The organism is Micromonospora sp. NPDC023644, assembly GCF_040640115.1.
Taxonomy (GTDB): Bacteria; Actinomycetota; Actinomycetes; order Mycobacteriales; family Micromonosporaceae; genus Micromonospora.
This window is the reverse complement of the sequence record NZ_JBFABA010000042.1, coordinates 16,080-29,635: the sequence shown is the minus strand read 5'-3', so window position 1 is coordinate 29,635 and position 13,556 is coordinate 16,080. Positions and strand designations below refer to the sequence as shown.

Here is a 13,556-nt window from a genome sequence, read left to right as displayed (position 1 = left end):
GCCTCACTCCAGCAGGTGCGCCCGCAGCGCCGCCACGACGTCGTCGGTCACCCCGAGGCCGTCGCGCAGGTACGCCCCGAACGACCCGTGCACCCGGCGCACCTCCGCGTACGCGGCGTCCAGGTACTCCTCGCGGACCTCCAGCACCGGGCGCACCGCCTCGACGTCGAGCCCCGGCAGCCGGCGGCGCATCGCCTCCAGGATCACCTCCCGCAGGCTCTCGGTCAGCCGGTTGTTCGCCAGGTAGTCCGCCCGGATCGCGGCCTCGTCCACACCGAGCGCGCTGAGCAGCAGCACCGTCAACCAGCCGGTCCGGTCCTTCCCCGCCGAGCAGTGGTAGACCAGCGGCAGGTTCTCCGCCCGGGCCGCCAGCCGCACCGCCGCACCGAAGTTCGCCCGCGCCGACTCCCCGCTGACGAACCAGCGGTAGATCGCCGCCATCGCCGCCGGGGTGCCCTGCTCCGCCAGGGCCTCGTACGCGCCCAGGTCGTGCCCGAGCAGCACCGCCGAGACGTACGTGAAGACGGGGTGCTCGGCGTCGTGCACCGGCAGGTGCACCACCCGGGGCTCGCCGGGCAGCCGGTCCGGCGGGGCGACCGCCGTCTCCGAGTGGTCCCGCAGGTCGACCACGCAGGCCGGGCCGAGCTTGGCCAGCACCGGCAGGTCCTCGTCGGTCAGCCGACCCAGCGCCGGGGTGCGGATCAGCACCCCCGGACGCACCTTCCGGCCGTCGGCGCCGGCCAGGCCGCCGAGGTCCCGCGCGTTCGGCGCGCCCACCAGATCCCAGTCCCGCTCGCTCATGCTCGGCCTCCCCTTCGCCTGCCCGTGCCCATATAGGGTGCCGCACATGACGATCGCCGCGGTACGCACCCATCGGCTCTCCGCCCCCTTACACACTCCGTTCGTCACCGCGCTGCGCCGCACCACGACCGTGGAGACCCTGGTCGTGGAGGTCGTCGACGCCGACGGCCGGTCCGGCTACGGCGAGGCGCCGCAGGTGTGGCAGGTGACCGGTGCGTCGGTCGCCGGTTCCGAGGCGTGCGTCCGCGAGCTGATCGGCCCGGCGCTCACCGGTCGTGACGCCGACGACCTGGTGGCCCGCTGCATCGAGGTGCAGCGGGTGGTCGTCGGCAACGAGGCGGCCAAGGCGGCCGTCGACGTCGCGCTGCACGACCTGGCCGCGCGGCGGCTCGGCGTACCGCTGGTGCGGCTGCTCGGGGGCACGGCCCTGCGGGTGCCCACGGACGTCACGCTCGCCGCGGGCGACGCGGTGGACCTGGCGGCGGCGGCCCGGCAGCGGCGGGCGGAGGGCTTCGACGTGCTCAAGCTGAAGGTGGGCACCGACGCCGCCGGTGACCTGGAGCGGGTCCGCGCGGTGCGCTCCGCCATCGGCGACGGGGTCCGCATCCGGCTCGACGCCAACCAGGGCTGGACCCCGCGCGAGGCGGTCCGGGTGATCCGTGGCGTCGAGGACGCCGGGCTGGGCGTGGAGCTGGTCGAGCAGCCGGTCGCCCGCTGGGACCTGGACGGGTTGGCCTGGGTCAGCGACCGGGTGGACGTGCCGATCCTCGCCGACGAGTCGGTCTTCGGGGTCCGCGACCTGGTCGAGGTGATCCGCCGCCGGGCCGCCGACATGGTCAACGTCAAGCTCGCCAAGTGCGGCGGCCTGCACCCGGCCCGGACCCTGCTCGACCTGGCCGCCGCGCACGGCATCGGCACCGTCGTCGGGTCGATGATGGAGAGCCAGGTGGGCATCGGCGCCGCCGCGAGCCTGGTCGGCGCCTACGGCACCACCGCCGTGGCCGACCTGGACGCCGCCTGGTGGCTTGCCTGGTCCCCGGTGCGCGGCGGTCTGCGGTACGACGGCGCGACCGTCGTGCTGCCGGACGCGCCGGGCCTCGGCATCAGCTCCGTTACTGAAGCAAAGATGCAGACTGGCAGTTGATGCCTGTCGAAAACTTTCATATGGTCGCGGGGACATTCGGCGGGAGCTGGGGGTGCACGTGGAGCTGCAACCGGGCCGGGAGGCCGTGGTCCGGGTCGCGGTCGCGACCCTCTGGAGCTGCCCCGAGGCGGTACGACCCGTCGACGGTCCCGCCCTGGCCCCGCGTACCGACATCGCGGCCTGGATCTCGGGCATGGACAGCGACCAGCAGGTCGGCGACTGCGTGCTGAGCCAGCTGCTGCTCGGCGAGCGGGTGCTCGTCACCGAGCTGCGCCCGGACGGCTGGGCCCACGTGGTGGCGGTCGAGCAGCCGGCTCCCCGGCTGCACCCACGCGGCTACCCCGGCTGGCTGCCCACCGAGCAGCTCGCCCCGGCCGCCGCCACCGCCGACGCCGACCCGCTCGTGGTCGACGCCACGGTCACCGCGCTGCGCGACGCGCCGGGCGGCGCCGAGGTGCTCCCCGGGATCGTCCTGGGCACCCGGCTGGTCCCGGCCGGGCCGGCGGTCGACGGCTGGCAACCGGTGCACGCGCCGGGCCACACCGCGCCGCTCTGGCTGCCCGGCGGCGACGCGGTGCCGGTGCCGACCACGCCCCCGTCGGCCGGGGAGGTGCTGGCCGTCGCCCAGCGACTGGTCGACGTCGTCTACATCTGGGGCGGGGTGTCGGCGTACGGCATCGACTGCTCCGGCCTGGTCCACCTGGCCTGGCGCCGGCTCGGCGTGCTGCTGCCGCGCGACGCCGACGACCAGGCGGCGGCGACCACGCCGGTGCCGATGGGCGCGGAACGCCCCGGCGACCTCTACTTCTTCGCCCGGCCCGGGCGCCGGATCCACCACATCGGCATCGTCACCGCAGACCCGCGCCCCGGCGACGACCGGCGGATGCTGCACGCCTGCTACGTGCAGCGCCGGGTGCTGGAGGAGCGGCTGCCCGACGAGCGCACCGCCACCCTGGTCGGCGTGCACCGGGTCTGAGGCGCGTACGACACGGAAAGGGGGCGCTCCCGGCCGGGAGCGCCCCCTTTCGTCGCGTCGGGTACGCCTCAGTGGCGGGCGTCGGTGAGCACCCGCCGCCGGTCCCGGGAGGACTTGACCAGGCTGGCCACGGTGGCCACCGCGAGCGTGCCGAGGATGATCGTCAGCGAGAGCCAGATCGGGATGTGCGGGGCCCAGGAGACGTGCTCGCCGCCGTTGATGAACGGCAGCTTGTTGTCGGCGAGGGCCTCCAGCACCAGCTTGACGCCGATGAAGCCGAGCACCACGGCCAGGCCGTAGCTGAGGTAGATCAGGCGGTTGAGCAGGCCACCGAGCAGGAAGTAGAGCTGCCGCAGGCCCATCAGCGCGAAGACGTTCGCGGTGAAGACCAGGTACGGCTCCTGGGTGATGCCGAAGATCGCCGGAATCGAGTCGAGCGCGAAGATCAGATCCGTGGTGCCGATGGCGATCATGACGATCAGCATCGGAGTGAAGATCCGCTTGCCCTTCATCGTGCGGGTGGTCAGCTTGGCGCCGTCGTAGTCCCGGGAGATCGGCAGCGCCTTGCGGCTCCACCGGATCAGCAGGTTCTCGGAGAACTCGTCCTCGTCGGGCTCGCCCTGCCGGGCGAGGTTGATCGCGGTGTAGATCAGGAACGCGCCGAAGATGTAGAACACGAAGGAGAACTGGGAGATCAGCGCCGCGCCGGCCGCGATGAACCCGCCCCGCATGACCAGCGCCAGCACGATGCCGATGAGCAGCACCTTCTGCTGGTACTGCCGGGGCACCCCGAACCGGGCCATGATGATCACGAAGACGAACAGGTTGTCGACCGAGAGGCTGTACTCGGTCAGCCAGCCGGTGTAGAACTGCCCGGCCGCGCTGGCCCCGGAGGTCAGCCAGAGGCCGGCGCCGAAGATGAGGGCCAGGGCGACGTAGAAGCCGACCCAGAGGCTCGACTCACGCACGCTGGGCTCGTGCGGTCGCCGACCGACGATCAGCAGATCCACGAGCAGGATCCCGGTCAGGGCGACGAGCGTCCCCGCCCAGACCAGTCCGGACACGTCCAAGGTTCATTCCTCCGGCAGACACGCAACGACGGGCACACCGTACGCCCTCGGTGGGCGCGGTGTGCCGGCGACGCTGACACTGGTGACTGTCGGAGGTCTCTTCCGTCGCCGCCCTCGGGGGCGGCGACCGACGGGGCCGGGTCGCGCATCCAGGATCGGCGCTCGACCGTGCTGACGACTCCGTCGCGGGGGAATACTCCCCTCCTTCGTCCGCCATTGTTGCCCATCGCCGCGAGTGACCGCAGCCCGGGCGGTCGGTGTCCTTTCCCACTCGCCAGCATCTATCGCGAACGGCGTGACGGGGTACACCCCCCGTAGGCATCCTAGGAGGCTAGGTGCTAGACGGCGTCGCTCCCCGGCCCGCGCGCGCCGGCTCCTGGCCCGGCGCCACCAACGGGTCGGTCAGCTGCCAGCCCGCCGCCAGGACCGCGTCGCAGGCGGCCACCGCCCGGGCGAGCCGCCGCCGGTGCGGGCCGGCCAGCTCCACCACCGGCACCCCGCAGCCGGCCAGCTCCGCCCGGAACCGCCCCGTCATCCACGCCCGCAGGTGCTCGCCGTCGCGCAGCCCGTCGTCGTCGAAGGGCACCCCGACGTGGTCGGTCAGCAGGTACAACGCGGGGCGCCGGGCCGCCGCGCGCACCCGCGCCGACGTCGACCCCAGGTACCGCTCCTCCCAAACGGCGGTGGCCCGCGCGTCCGTGTCGCAGAACAGCAGCGGGCCGCACGACCGCGCCGCGGCGTCCTCCGCCGCCTGCTGCTCCCGCACCACCTCGGCGAAGTCGTCGCGGTCCCAGGCCACGTCGAAGACCGTGGCCGCCGGATCCCGCTCGCGCAGCCGGGCCAGCTTGCGCGCGGTCAACTCCCGGCCGTACTCCGGGACCCAGCGGGTGCCGTAGTGCGCGGCGAGGGCGGCGGCCATCGTGGTGGTGCCCGTCGACTCCGCGCCGAGGACCACCACCCGCCGGACGAACCACGCCCGCACCGGCGCGCTGAGCCGGTCCCAGTGCCCCGCCGGGTCCGCGCGCACCGCCGTGCCCGACACGGGCACGCCGCGCCGCCCCGGATCCACGCAGACCGACGCCGCGCCGAACCGCCGGGCCAACTCCTCGCCGTACGCCTCGGAGGAGAAGACGACGTCCACCGACGCCCCGCCCAGCGCCTCCCGGAACACCGCGCAGTGCAGGTCCCAGGCCTCCGGGTCGGCGTAGTCCACCGGGTGGTCGTCGTACCGCCCGACGAAGCGGACCCACGGGGTGCCCGCGTGCACCTCGCGCAGCCAGTCCAGCCGCAGCGCGAGCGGTATCGACTCCCGGCGGGACGGCGCCACCACCACGGTGACGGCCGCGCAGCGGGCGGCGGCGGCCTCGATCAGCGCGTGGTGGCCCGCGTGCGGCGGATAGAACTTGCCCACCACCATCGCGTGCCGGAACTCCGGCGACCGCGGCGGGCCGCCGCCGGCACCCGCGGCCGGGCACCCGTCGGTCGGCGCCGGCCCGGCGCTCACGCCGCCGCCGGGGCCGGACCGGGGGGCACCGGAGTCGGGGCGGCGCCGCGCCGCAGGTCCGCCTGCCACTCGCGCAGTCCGAGCACGCACAGCCCGAGGAAGATCACGTAGAGGGCCGCGGTCAGGTACAGGCCCTTGTAGGCGTACAGCGGGATGTAGACCAGGTCGGCGGCGATCCACAGCCACCAACTCTCCACCCGCTTGCGGGTCTGCCCGTACGTGGCCAGCAGCGACAGCGCGGTGGTCAGCGCGTCCGGCAGGGGCACGGTGGAGTCGGTGGCCCGCTCCAGCAGCGCCCAGAGCCCGCCCGTCAGCACCACGCCCGCCGCCGCCAGCGCCCACCACTCCCCGCGGCCCGTCCGGGCGACGGTGAGCCGGGTGCGCCGCTCGCCGCCGTACAGCCACGCCCACCACCCGTACAGGCCCAGGCCGACGTAGACGACCTGGAGGCCGGCGTCGGCGTAGAGGCCGGCCGTCCAGAACAGCAGCATCAGCAGCAGCACGTTGGCGATGCCGACCGGCCAGTTGGCGATCCGCTGCCGGGCCACCAGCCAGACGTTGAGCACCCCGGTGGCGAAGCCCAGCAGCTCCGCCCGGGTGGTGCCGGTGCCGGCCACGGTGAACGCCGTGCCGGTGAGCCAGTCGATCATCGGCCTCCCCCTTTCCGCGCGCCCACCCTAGATCCGCCCGGCCTGCGGGAACAGGCCCCCGCGGCGTCCGGCCCGCGCGACGGCGTGAAAGGCTTCCGGGCATGGTGCTTGAGGTCGCGCTCATCGACGTACTGCCGGGACACGAGGACGAGTTCGCCGCCGCGTACGCCAAGGGGCATCCGGTGCTCGCCGGCACGCCCGGCTGCCGGTCGGTGCGGATGACCCGGGGCGTCGAGTCCCCGAGCCGGTTCGTGCTGCTGGTCGAGTGGGACTCGGTCGAGGCGCACACCGACAACTTCCGCGCCACCGAGCGCTTCGCGCAGTGGCGGGCGCTGATCGGCCCGCACTTCGCCAACCCGCCGCTGGTCGAGCACTTCGTGGACGTGCCGGCCTGAGCTGTCGCACCCCTGCCCTAGGGTGCGCCGTGCACGCGCCGACCGCCGGTCCCGACGGGCTCGGGGGCGCCGGGCCCGGTGGCCGCGCGGCGATAACCGCTGGCACCCGGGCATCAGGCCCGGTTGACTGGCCACCATGACGCAGCGGGTGGCCCTCGTGACGGGCGTGAGTCGACGTATCGGCATCGGCGCGGCGGTCGCCCGCACCCTCGCCGCGGACGGCTGGCGGCTGCTGCTGACCGGCCTGCCGGAGTTCGACGACGCCCAGCCCTACGGCGGTGATCCCGAGGGCGTGCCGGCCCTGCTGGGCGAGCTGCGCGACACGGCACACGTCCGCGCCGACCTGCTCGACCCGGCGGCGCCCGCCGGCCTGGTCGCCGAGGCGCTGCGCCGGTACGGCCGGCTCGACGCGGTGGTCGCCGTGCACGCCTACTGCACCGACACGCCGTTCGGCACGCTGGATCCGGCCGAGATCGACCGGCACCTGCTGGTCAACGTGCGGGCCACGCTGCTGCTCGCCGAAGCGTTCGCCAAGGCGTTCACCGCCGGATCGGGTGGCCGGCTGGTGCTCTTCTCCACCGGCCAGCGCCTCGGCCCGATGCCGCAGACCCTCGCCTACGCGGTCAGCAAGGCGGCGGTGGAGAACGCGACCTTCCAGCTCTCCCCGCTGCTGATGCCACGGGGCATCACCGTCAACTGCGTCCACCCCGGCCCGACGGACACCGGATACGCCTCCCCCGAGGCGTACGCCGAGGTCGCCAAGCTCTTTCCGAGCGGACGCTGGGGCACCCCACAGGACGCCGCCCGGCTGGTGCGGTTCCTCTGCTCGTCCGACGCCGACTGGATCACCGGCCAGGTGATCGACTCGGAGGGCGGCTTCCGCCGCCACCTGTGAGCCGGGCTCAGCCGGCGGCGAGCCGGTCCAGCGCCGCGACCGTCTCCTCCGGGCCGAGGGCCGCGTCCAGCAGCCAACCGGTGAGCTGCTCGTAGCGGTCGACGTCGGCCGCCGTCACCAGGCGCACGTCGGTGGTCAGCGCCTCCAGCATCACGGTGCGCGGGTCGGCCGGGTCGGGAAACGAGTAGCAGGAGTACGGCGTCAGCGGCTGCGCCCCGCCCCGCGCGGCGACGCCCCGGGGCAGCAGCCGGATCGTGACGTGCGGCAGGGCCGCCAGGTCGACCAGGTGCCGCAACTGCTCCCGCCACACCTGCGGCGGGGTGTCGCCGGCCCCGCAGGCGTCCTCGGCGAGCAGCGCCGTGTAACGGGGCGGGTCCGCCCGCCGCAGCACCTCGTGCCGCAGCGCCCGGGCGCGCACGTCGGCGTCCACGTCGAGGGCGGGGTCCAGCAGCTGGCCGGCGGCGAGCCGCAGCCGGGCGTACGCCGGGGTCTGGAGCAGCCCCGGCACGATCGCGGGCTGCCAGTCCACGATGCTCGCCGCCCCGGCCTCCAGCTCGGCGTAGGTGCGCTGCCGCTCGCCCATCTCCCCCAGCGCCTTCCACCAGCCCCGGCTGGTGGCGGCGTCGCGGGCGATGACGATGAGCGCGTCGCGCTGCGGCGGCGGCACCTCGTAGATGTCGAGCAGGTCGAGCACGTCGGCCAGGTCCGGCCGGCTCTGCCCCAGCTCGATGCGGGACAGCTTGGAGGTGGAGGCCCAACCCAGCCGGTCGCAGACCTGTTCCAGGGTCAGCGCCTCCCGTCGTCGCAGCTGACGCAGCTCGGCGCCCAGCCGGGCGCGACGAATGACCGGACTCGTTGGCAACGGCATCCCCAGCCTCCCCACCGAGGGAGAGTACGCAGGACGATCACTGAGCGCAATAGTCTGCTCGCGTACCGCAATCAGAGACCCGTCGCGTGTGCCGGCCGGCCCTCGTCGCCCCGGGCGGGGCGCGGGCTCGGGGCGCTCACTTCACGCCGGTGGCGTCCATGCCGCGCAGCTCCTTCTTGAGGTCGGCGACCTCGTCGCGGATCCGGGCGGCCAGCTCGAACTGGAGCTCCCGGGCCGCGGCCAGCATCTGGTCGTTGAGCTCCTGGATGAGCTGGGCCAGCTCGGCCCGGGCCATGCCCTCCCGCGCGGGCCCCGCACCGCCGGACCGGCTCCGGCTGCGGGTCTCCTTGACCGGCGCCTTGCCCCGGGAGAGCTGCCGCACGGCTCCGCCGACACGGCTGTTCTCGGTGTCCTCCGCCTCGCGGTAGATGTCGTCGAGGATGTCGTGGATCTTCTTGCGCAGCGGCTCGGGACTGATGCCGTGCGCCTCGTTGTGCGCAATCTGCTTGTCCCGCCGCCGGTTGGTCTCCCCGATCGCCTCGGCCATCGACGGGGTGACCTTGTCGGCGTACATGTGCACCTGACCGGAGACGTTCCGGGCCGCCCGGCCGATGGTCTGGATCAGCGACCGGCCGCTGCGCAGGAAGCCCTCCTTGTCGGCGTCGAGGATGGCGACCAGCGACACCTCAGGCAGGTCGAGGCCCTCGCGGAGCAGGTTGATGCCGACCAGCACGTCGTAGTCGCCCTTGCGCAGCTCGCGCAGCAGCTCCACCCGGCGCAGCGTGTCGACCTCGGAGTGCAGGTAGCGCACCCGGATGCCGTTCTCCAGGAGGTAGTCGGACAGGTCCTCGGCCATCTTCTTGGTCAGCGTGGTGACCAGCACCCGCTCGTCGCGCTCGGTGCGCAGCTTGATCTCGTGCATCAGGTCGTCGATCTGGCCCTTGGTCGGCTTGACGACGACCTCCGGGTCGATCAGACCGGTGGGCCGGATCACCTGCTCGACGAACTCGCCCTGGGCCTGCTCCAGCTCCCACGGGCCGGGCGTGGCGGAGAGGAAGACCATCTGGCCCACCCGCTCCAGGAACTCGTCGAAGCGCAGCGGCCGGTTGTCGGCGGCGCTGGGCAGCCGGAAGCCGTGGTCGATCAGCATCCGCTTGCGCGACGCGTCGCCCTCGTACATGCCGCCGATCTGCGGGATGGTCACGTGCGACTCGTCGACGACCGTGAGGAAGTCGTCGGGGAAGTAGTCGAGCAGGCAGTGCGGCGGGCTGCCCGGCAGCCGGCCGTCCATGTGCATCGAGTAGTTCTCGATGCCGGAGCAGAACCCGACCTGGCGCATCATCTCGATGTCGTAGGTGGTGCGCATCCGCAGCCGCTGCGCCTCCAGCAGCTTGCCCTGCCGCTCCAGCTCGGCCAGCCGCTCGGCCAGCTCGGCCTCGATGTCGCGGATCGCCCGCTCCATCCGCTCCGGCCCGGCCGCGTAGTGGGTGGCCGGGAAGATCACCAGCCCGTCGACCTCCTTGACCACGTCGCCGGTGAGCGGGTTGAGGTAGTAGAGCTTCTCCACCTCGTCGCCGAAGAGCTCGATCCGGACGGCCAGCTCCTCGTAGGCCGGGATGATCTCCAGCGTGTCGCCGCGGACCCGGAAGGTGCCCCGGTTGAAGGCCATGTCGTTGCGCGTGTACTGGATGTCGACCAGCCGGCGCAGCAGCTGGTCGCGGTCGAGCTCCTGCCCGACCGCGACCCGCACCGCGCGGTCGAGGTACTCCTCCGGGGTGCCCAGCCCGTAGATCGCCGAGACGGTCGCCACCACGATCACGTCGCGGCGGGTGAGCAGCGACATGGTCGCCGAGTGCCGCAGCCGCTCGACCTCCTCGTTGATCGAGGAGTCCTTCTCGATGTAGGTGTCGGTCTGCGGGATGTAGGCCTCGGGCTGGTAGTAGTCGTAGTAGGAGACGAAGTATTCGACCGCGTTGTGCGGCAGCAGCTCGCTGAACTCCTTGGCCAGCTGCGCGCAGAGCGTCTTGTTGGGCGCCAGCACCAGCGTCGGCCGTTGCACCCGCTCGATCAGCCACGCGGTGGTGGCGCTCTTACCGGTGCCGGTCGCGCCGAGCAGCACCGTGTTGCGGTCGCCGCGTCGGACCCGACGCTCCAGCTCGTCGATCGCCGCCGGCTGGTCGCCGGCCGGCTGGAACTCGCTGATGACCTGGAAACGGCCGTCGAGCCGGGGAATGTCGAGCGCCATGACCACCACGGTACGCCGGGGGTCCGACACCGTGACGCGACTACGCCCGGTCCGTGATCGGCTTCAATATTCGCATTGTGTGGCGCATCTCACCGGACTACGCTCTCCGTGTAGGCCGCTCGCGGCGGCCGACCGGGCAGGTGGCCAGGCCGTCACGGCCGGCCCGCCCCCGGCACAGGGGTCGCAGCACCCGGCGTGTCCGGCGTGCGCACCCGACGTGGTCGCGCGTGAGGCGCTGACCGGCCGCCGCGAGCGCCCCTGCTCGTCACCCCACGGGGGTGAATCCCGTTCAACCTCCCGTGGAGACCTCCGCCGCCCGGACCGCCCGTCCCGGCCCGACACCGCCGCCGCAGGGCCCCCCGCCGCACGACGACGCCCACACCGGGGGCATCCCCCGGGTGGTGACCGGCCGACGACGTACCGTCCTGCTGGTGCTCACGGCCGTGGCCGTGCTCTCCGCCGCCGCGCTGGTCGTGGGGCTGAGCTGGGCGCCCGACCGCGCGGAGCAGCCGCGGGCGCTGACCGGCGCCGAGCGCGAGCGGCTGGCCGCGATGCGGGTCACCAACTACCGCGACCTGCGCGCCGGGGTGCGCCTGACGGCGGGCACCGGCGCGGCGCGCACCGAACTGGTCGGCTGGGTCGACTGGTCCCGGCCGCTGGTCTACCTCGACGTCGGCGGGCCCGGCGCGGGCGCCGAGCGGGGGCTGCTCCAGGCCACCCCGACGATGGTCCTGCTGCGTCCCGACCCGACGGCGGTGCCGACCCCGGCGCCGCCCCCGCTGGTGCCGCCGGCGGACCGCTGGCGGCTGCACGACCCGCCCGCCGGGCGGGGGCTGGCCGCCGGGCTCGACCTGCTCTTCGGCCTCGCCGCGGACCGCCCGGAGCCGCCGGCCGACGCCGCGCGACGGATCGGCGGCGCCACGGTCGGGGCGACCCCGGTCGACATCCTCCAGGCGCCGCCGCCTGGTCCGGGCGCGTCGGCCCCACCCTCGCCGCCGGACGGGCAGCCGCGCTACTGGCTCGACCACGACGCCCGGCTGCACCGGCTGGAGACGGCGCTGGCCGGCGTCGGGCCGGTGACCGTACAGCTGAACCGGACCGACCGGCCCACGCTTCGGCCGGTCGACGCCCTCGGCGGCCGTCCCGGCCAGCCCCGCGCCCTGACGATCGCCGAGCGGGGCCGCCTGGACCGGTTGCCCGCCCGGCTGCGCGCCCGCGGCGGCGCCGCCGTGACCCTGACCGCGCCCGTCGCCGCCGCCACGAACCTGCGCGGGTCCGGCTGGGTGAGCTGGAGCGGGCGGGCCGCGTACGTGACCGTCGCCGACCTCGACGTGCCGGACCGCCGGACGCTGCTGCGCGCCGACGGCACCGGCGTACGCCGGGCGGAGGTGCCGGCCGCGACGGTCCCGGGCACCGTGGAGTCGCCGGGCCGGCCGCCGCTGCCGCCGCCCGCCCGGGGCTGGCGCGCCGACCCGCAGCGCGCGGGCGAGCTGGGCGTGCTGCTCGACGCGGCGTTGCGGGCCGCCGGATCGCCCGGCGGGCGGGGCGCGGCCCTGCGGGTGCGCGGCGACAGCGTCGCCGGGAAGACCGTCGACGTGGTGGAGTTGCGCACGCCCCGTGGGCTGCTGCGCTACTGGATCGACCGGGCCGGCGCGCTGCGCCGCCTGGAGCTGCGCACCCGCGCCGGCGCCTGGGCCCAGCTCGACCTGACGCCCGCCACGGTGCCCCGGCTCACGCCGGCTCGCACCCCGGCGGCGGGCCGCTGACCGGTCAGGGACGCCAGCCCGTCTGCGCCGCCCACTGCTCGGCGCGCAGGTGCTCCTCGTCGAACCACGGGTCCTTCGCCGTGGTCCAGGTGACGCTGTCCGGGGCGGAGGCCGCCAGCTCCCGCTTCAGCATCAGGTAGGCCGCCCGCTGGTCCGGGTCGGCACGCAGGTGGTCGCGCATCAGCAGCGCGTACCGCCAGCCGGGCGAGTCGACCGGGCGGACGTGCAGGTGCACGGGGCGGCCCGGGTCGGCGCTGCCGTGCAGGCGCTTCTCCCACCGGCCGCTGCCCGGCGGACGGGGGTTGTCCCACCACTCGCCGGACAGGCGCGGGAATCCCGCCGCCGCGAGCCGTTCGGCCAGCGGCCCGTCCGCGTCGGCGAGGGTCGGGACGGTGAGCTGGATGTCGATCACGTCCTTGGCGGCGAGCCCCGGGACCGCGGTCGAGCCGATGTGGTCGATGCGCAGGTCGGCGGGGGCGATCGCGTGCCGGATCCGGGCGGCCAGCCGCGCGTACTGCTGCGGCCAGGTCGGGTCGGCCTCCGCCAGCACGACGCGGTCCGACCCGGCCGGCCGCCGCTCGCGCAGGTTCGCCTCGTAGGGCCGCAGCCGCTCGCGCCACAGCGCGTCGACCGCCGCGTGCAGGTCGGCGAGGCTGCCGTCGTTGGTCAGCAGCACGTCCGCCGCGGCCCGGCGCCGGGCGTCGTCGGCCTGCGCGGCGATCCGCCGCTCGGCCTCCCCCCGGTCCATCCCCCGGTCGCGGGCCAGCCGCGCCAACCGGGTGGCCACCTCCGTCTGCACGACGACCACCAGGTGGTACGTGGGCGCGAGCCCCACCTCCACCAGCAGCGGCACGTCGTTGACGACGATGGCGTCGGGTGCCGCCGCGGCGGCGAGTTCGGCGGAGCGGGCCCGTACGCGGGGGTGGGTGATCGCCTCCAGCCGGCGGCGCGCCGTCTCGTCGGCGAAGACCAGCGCGCCCAGCGCAGCCCGGTCCAGGGCGCCGTCGGTGTCGAGGACCCGGTCGGAGAAGGCCGCGACGATCTCGGCCAGCCCCTCCGTGCCCGGCGCGACCACCTCCCGGGCCACCCGGTCGGAGTCGACCACCACCGCGCCGCACTCGGCCAGTCGCCTCGCCACGGCGCTCTTGCCGGACCCGATTCCCCCGGTCAGTCCCACCTTCAGCACGACACCAGTCAACCGGATCACCGCGGCGCCGCCGGCACCGGGGCACCTCGTCCGGA

12 protein-coding genes are annotated in these 13,556 nt (G+C 74.5%); 5 read left to right on the top strand and 7 right to left on the bottom strand.

What is annotated here, in order from left to right; translation table 11 throughout:
• Positions 1-3 precede the first annotated feature (3 nt).
• Positions 4-801, bottom strand: coding sequence for a tyrosine-protein phosphatase (locus AB0G08_RS23640; protein WP_358091538.1), 798 nt, complete (start codon positions 799-801; stop codon positions 4-6).
• 46 nt (positions 802-847) lie between these two features.
• Between AB0G08_RS23640 and AB0G08_RS23635 the strand changes: the two genes are divergently transcribed.
• Both AB0G08_RS23635 and AB0G08_RS23630 read left to right on the top strand, forming a co-directional pair.
• Complete coding sequence (locus AB0G08_RS23635; RefSeq protein WP_358091536.1) at positions 848-1,945, top strand: dipeptide epimerase; 1,098 nt, start codon at positions 848-850, stop codon at positions 1,943-1,945.
• Between the two features lie 58 nt (positions 1,946-2,003).
• Positions 2,004-2,921 (top strand): NlpC/P60 family protein, encoded by a 918-nt coding sequence (locus tag AB0G08_RS23630; protein ID WP_358091534.1) that lies wholly within the window; start codon positions 2,004-2,006, stop codon positions 2,919-2,921.
• Positions 2,922-2,989: 68 nt separating this feature from the next.
• Here AB0G08_RS23630 and AB0G08_RS23625 read toward each other — a convergent pair whose 3' ends face one another.
• The 3 genes from AB0G08_RS23625 to pnuC form a co-directional block, all read right to left on the bottom strand.
• Positions 2,990-3,991, bottom strand: a complete 1,002-nt coding sequence (locus AB0G08_RS23625) for a TerC family protein (protein WP_358091532.1) — start codon at positions 3,989-3,991, stop codon at positions 2,990-2,992.
• Between the two features lie 331 nt (positions 3,992-4,322).
• Complete coding sequence (locus AB0G08_RS23620; protein ID WP_358091530.1) at positions 4,323-5,495, bottom strand: AAA family ATPase; 1,173 nt, start codon at positions 5,493-5,495, stop codon at positions 4,323-4,325.
• A complete protein-coding gene (pnuC, locus tag AB0G08_RS23615) occupies positions 5,492-6,145 on the bottom strand; it encodes a nicotinamide riboside transporter PnuC (protein WP_358091528.1) in 654 nt (217 codons plus the stop codon). The genes AB0G08_RS23620 and pnuC overlap by 4 nt, the downstream gene beginning before the upstream one ends.
• Before the next feature lie 101 nt (positions 6,146-6,246).
• Between pnuC and AB0G08_RS23610 the strand changes: the two genes are divergently transcribed.
• Both AB0G08_RS23610 and AB0G08_RS23605 read left to right on the top strand, forming a co-directional pair.
• On the top strand, positions 6,247-6,540 hold the full coding sequence (locus AB0G08_RS23610) for an antibiotic biosynthesis monooxygenase (protein ID WP_121400645.1): 294 nt from the start codon (positions 6,247-6,249) through the stop codon (positions 6,538-6,540).
• A 136-nt stretch (positions 6,541-6,676) separates the two neighbouring features.
• The gene (locus AB0G08_RS23605) at positions 6,677-7,435 is read left to right on the top strand and encodes an SDR family oxidoreductase (protein WP_358091526.1); all 759 of its coding nucleotides are present in this window, start codon (positions 6,677-6,679) and stop codon (positions 7,433-7,435) included.
• Positions 7,436-7,442: 7 nt separating this feature from the next.
• Here AB0G08_RS23605 and AB0G08_RS23600 read toward each other — a convergent pair whose 3' ends face one another.
• Together AB0G08_RS23600 and uvrB are read right to left on the bottom strand one after the other, a co-directional pair.
• Positions 7,443-8,303 (bottom strand): helix-turn-helix transcriptional regulator, encoded by an 861-nt coding sequence (locus AB0G08_RS23600; protein ID WP_358091524.1) that lies wholly within the window; start codon positions 8,301-8,303, stop codon positions 7,443-7,445.
• A gap of 136 nt (positions 8,304-8,439) precedes the next feature.
• Positions 8,440-10,548, bottom strand: a complete 2,109-nt coding sequence (uvrB, locus tag AB0G08_RS23595; RefSeq protein WP_358091522.1) for an excinuclease ABC subunit UvrB — start codon at positions 10,546-10,548, stop codon at positions 8,440-8,442.
• Positions 10,549-10,979: 431 nt separating this feature from the next.
• Here uvrB and AB0G08_RS23590 point away from each other — a divergent pair, with 431 nt between their 5' ends.
• On the top strand, positions 10,980-12,314 hold the full coding sequence (locus AB0G08_RS23590) for a hypothetical protein (protein WP_358091520.1): 1,335 nt from the start codon (positions 10,980-10,982) through the stop codon (positions 12,312-12,314).
• A 4-nt stretch (positions 12,315-12,318) separates the two neighbouring features.
• Here the strand turns inward: AB0G08_RS23590 and coaE are convergent, their stop codons facing one another.
• On the bottom strand, positions 12,319-13,500 hold the full coding sequence (coaE, locus tag AB0G08_RS23585) for a dephospho-CoA kinase (RefSeq protein WP_358091518.1): 1,182 nt from the start codon (positions 13,498-13,500) through the stop codon (positions 12,319-12,321).
• Positions 13,501-13,556: the final 56 nt, after the last annotated feature.

What these genes read in the sequence shown, in the direction of transcription:
- AB0G08_RS23640 (WP_358091538.1), bottom strand. Translation starts at nt 801, where the DNA reads ATGAGCGAGCGGGACTGGGATCTGGTGGGCGCGCCGAACGCGCGGGAC.
- uvrB (WP_358091522.1), bottom strand. Translation starts at nt 10,548, where the DNA reads ATGGCGCTCGACATTCCCCGGCTCGACGGCCGTTTCCAGGTCATCAGC.
- AB0G08_RS23600 (WP_358091524.1), bottom strand. Translation starts at nt 8,303, where the DNA reads ATGCCGTTGCCAACGAGTCCGGTCATTCGTCGCGCCCGGCTGGGCGCC.
- AB0G08_RS23610 (WP_121400645.1), top strand. Translation starts at nt 6,247, where the DNA reads ATGGTGCTTGAGGTCGCGCTCATCGACGTACTGCCGGGACACGAGGAC.
- pnuC (WP_358091528.1), bottom strand. Translation starts at nt 6,145, where the DNA reads ATGATCGACTGGCTCACCGGCACGGCGTTCACCGTGGCCGGCACCGGC.
- AB0G08_RS23605 (WP_358091526.1), top strand. Translation starts at nt 6,677, where the DNA reads ATGACGCAGCGGGTGGCCCTCGTGACGGGCGTGAGTCGACGTATCGGC.
- AB0G08_RS23635 (WP_358091536.1), top strand. Translation starts at nt 848, where the DNA reads ATGACGATCGCCGCGGTACGCACCCATCGGCTCTCCGCCCCCTTACAC.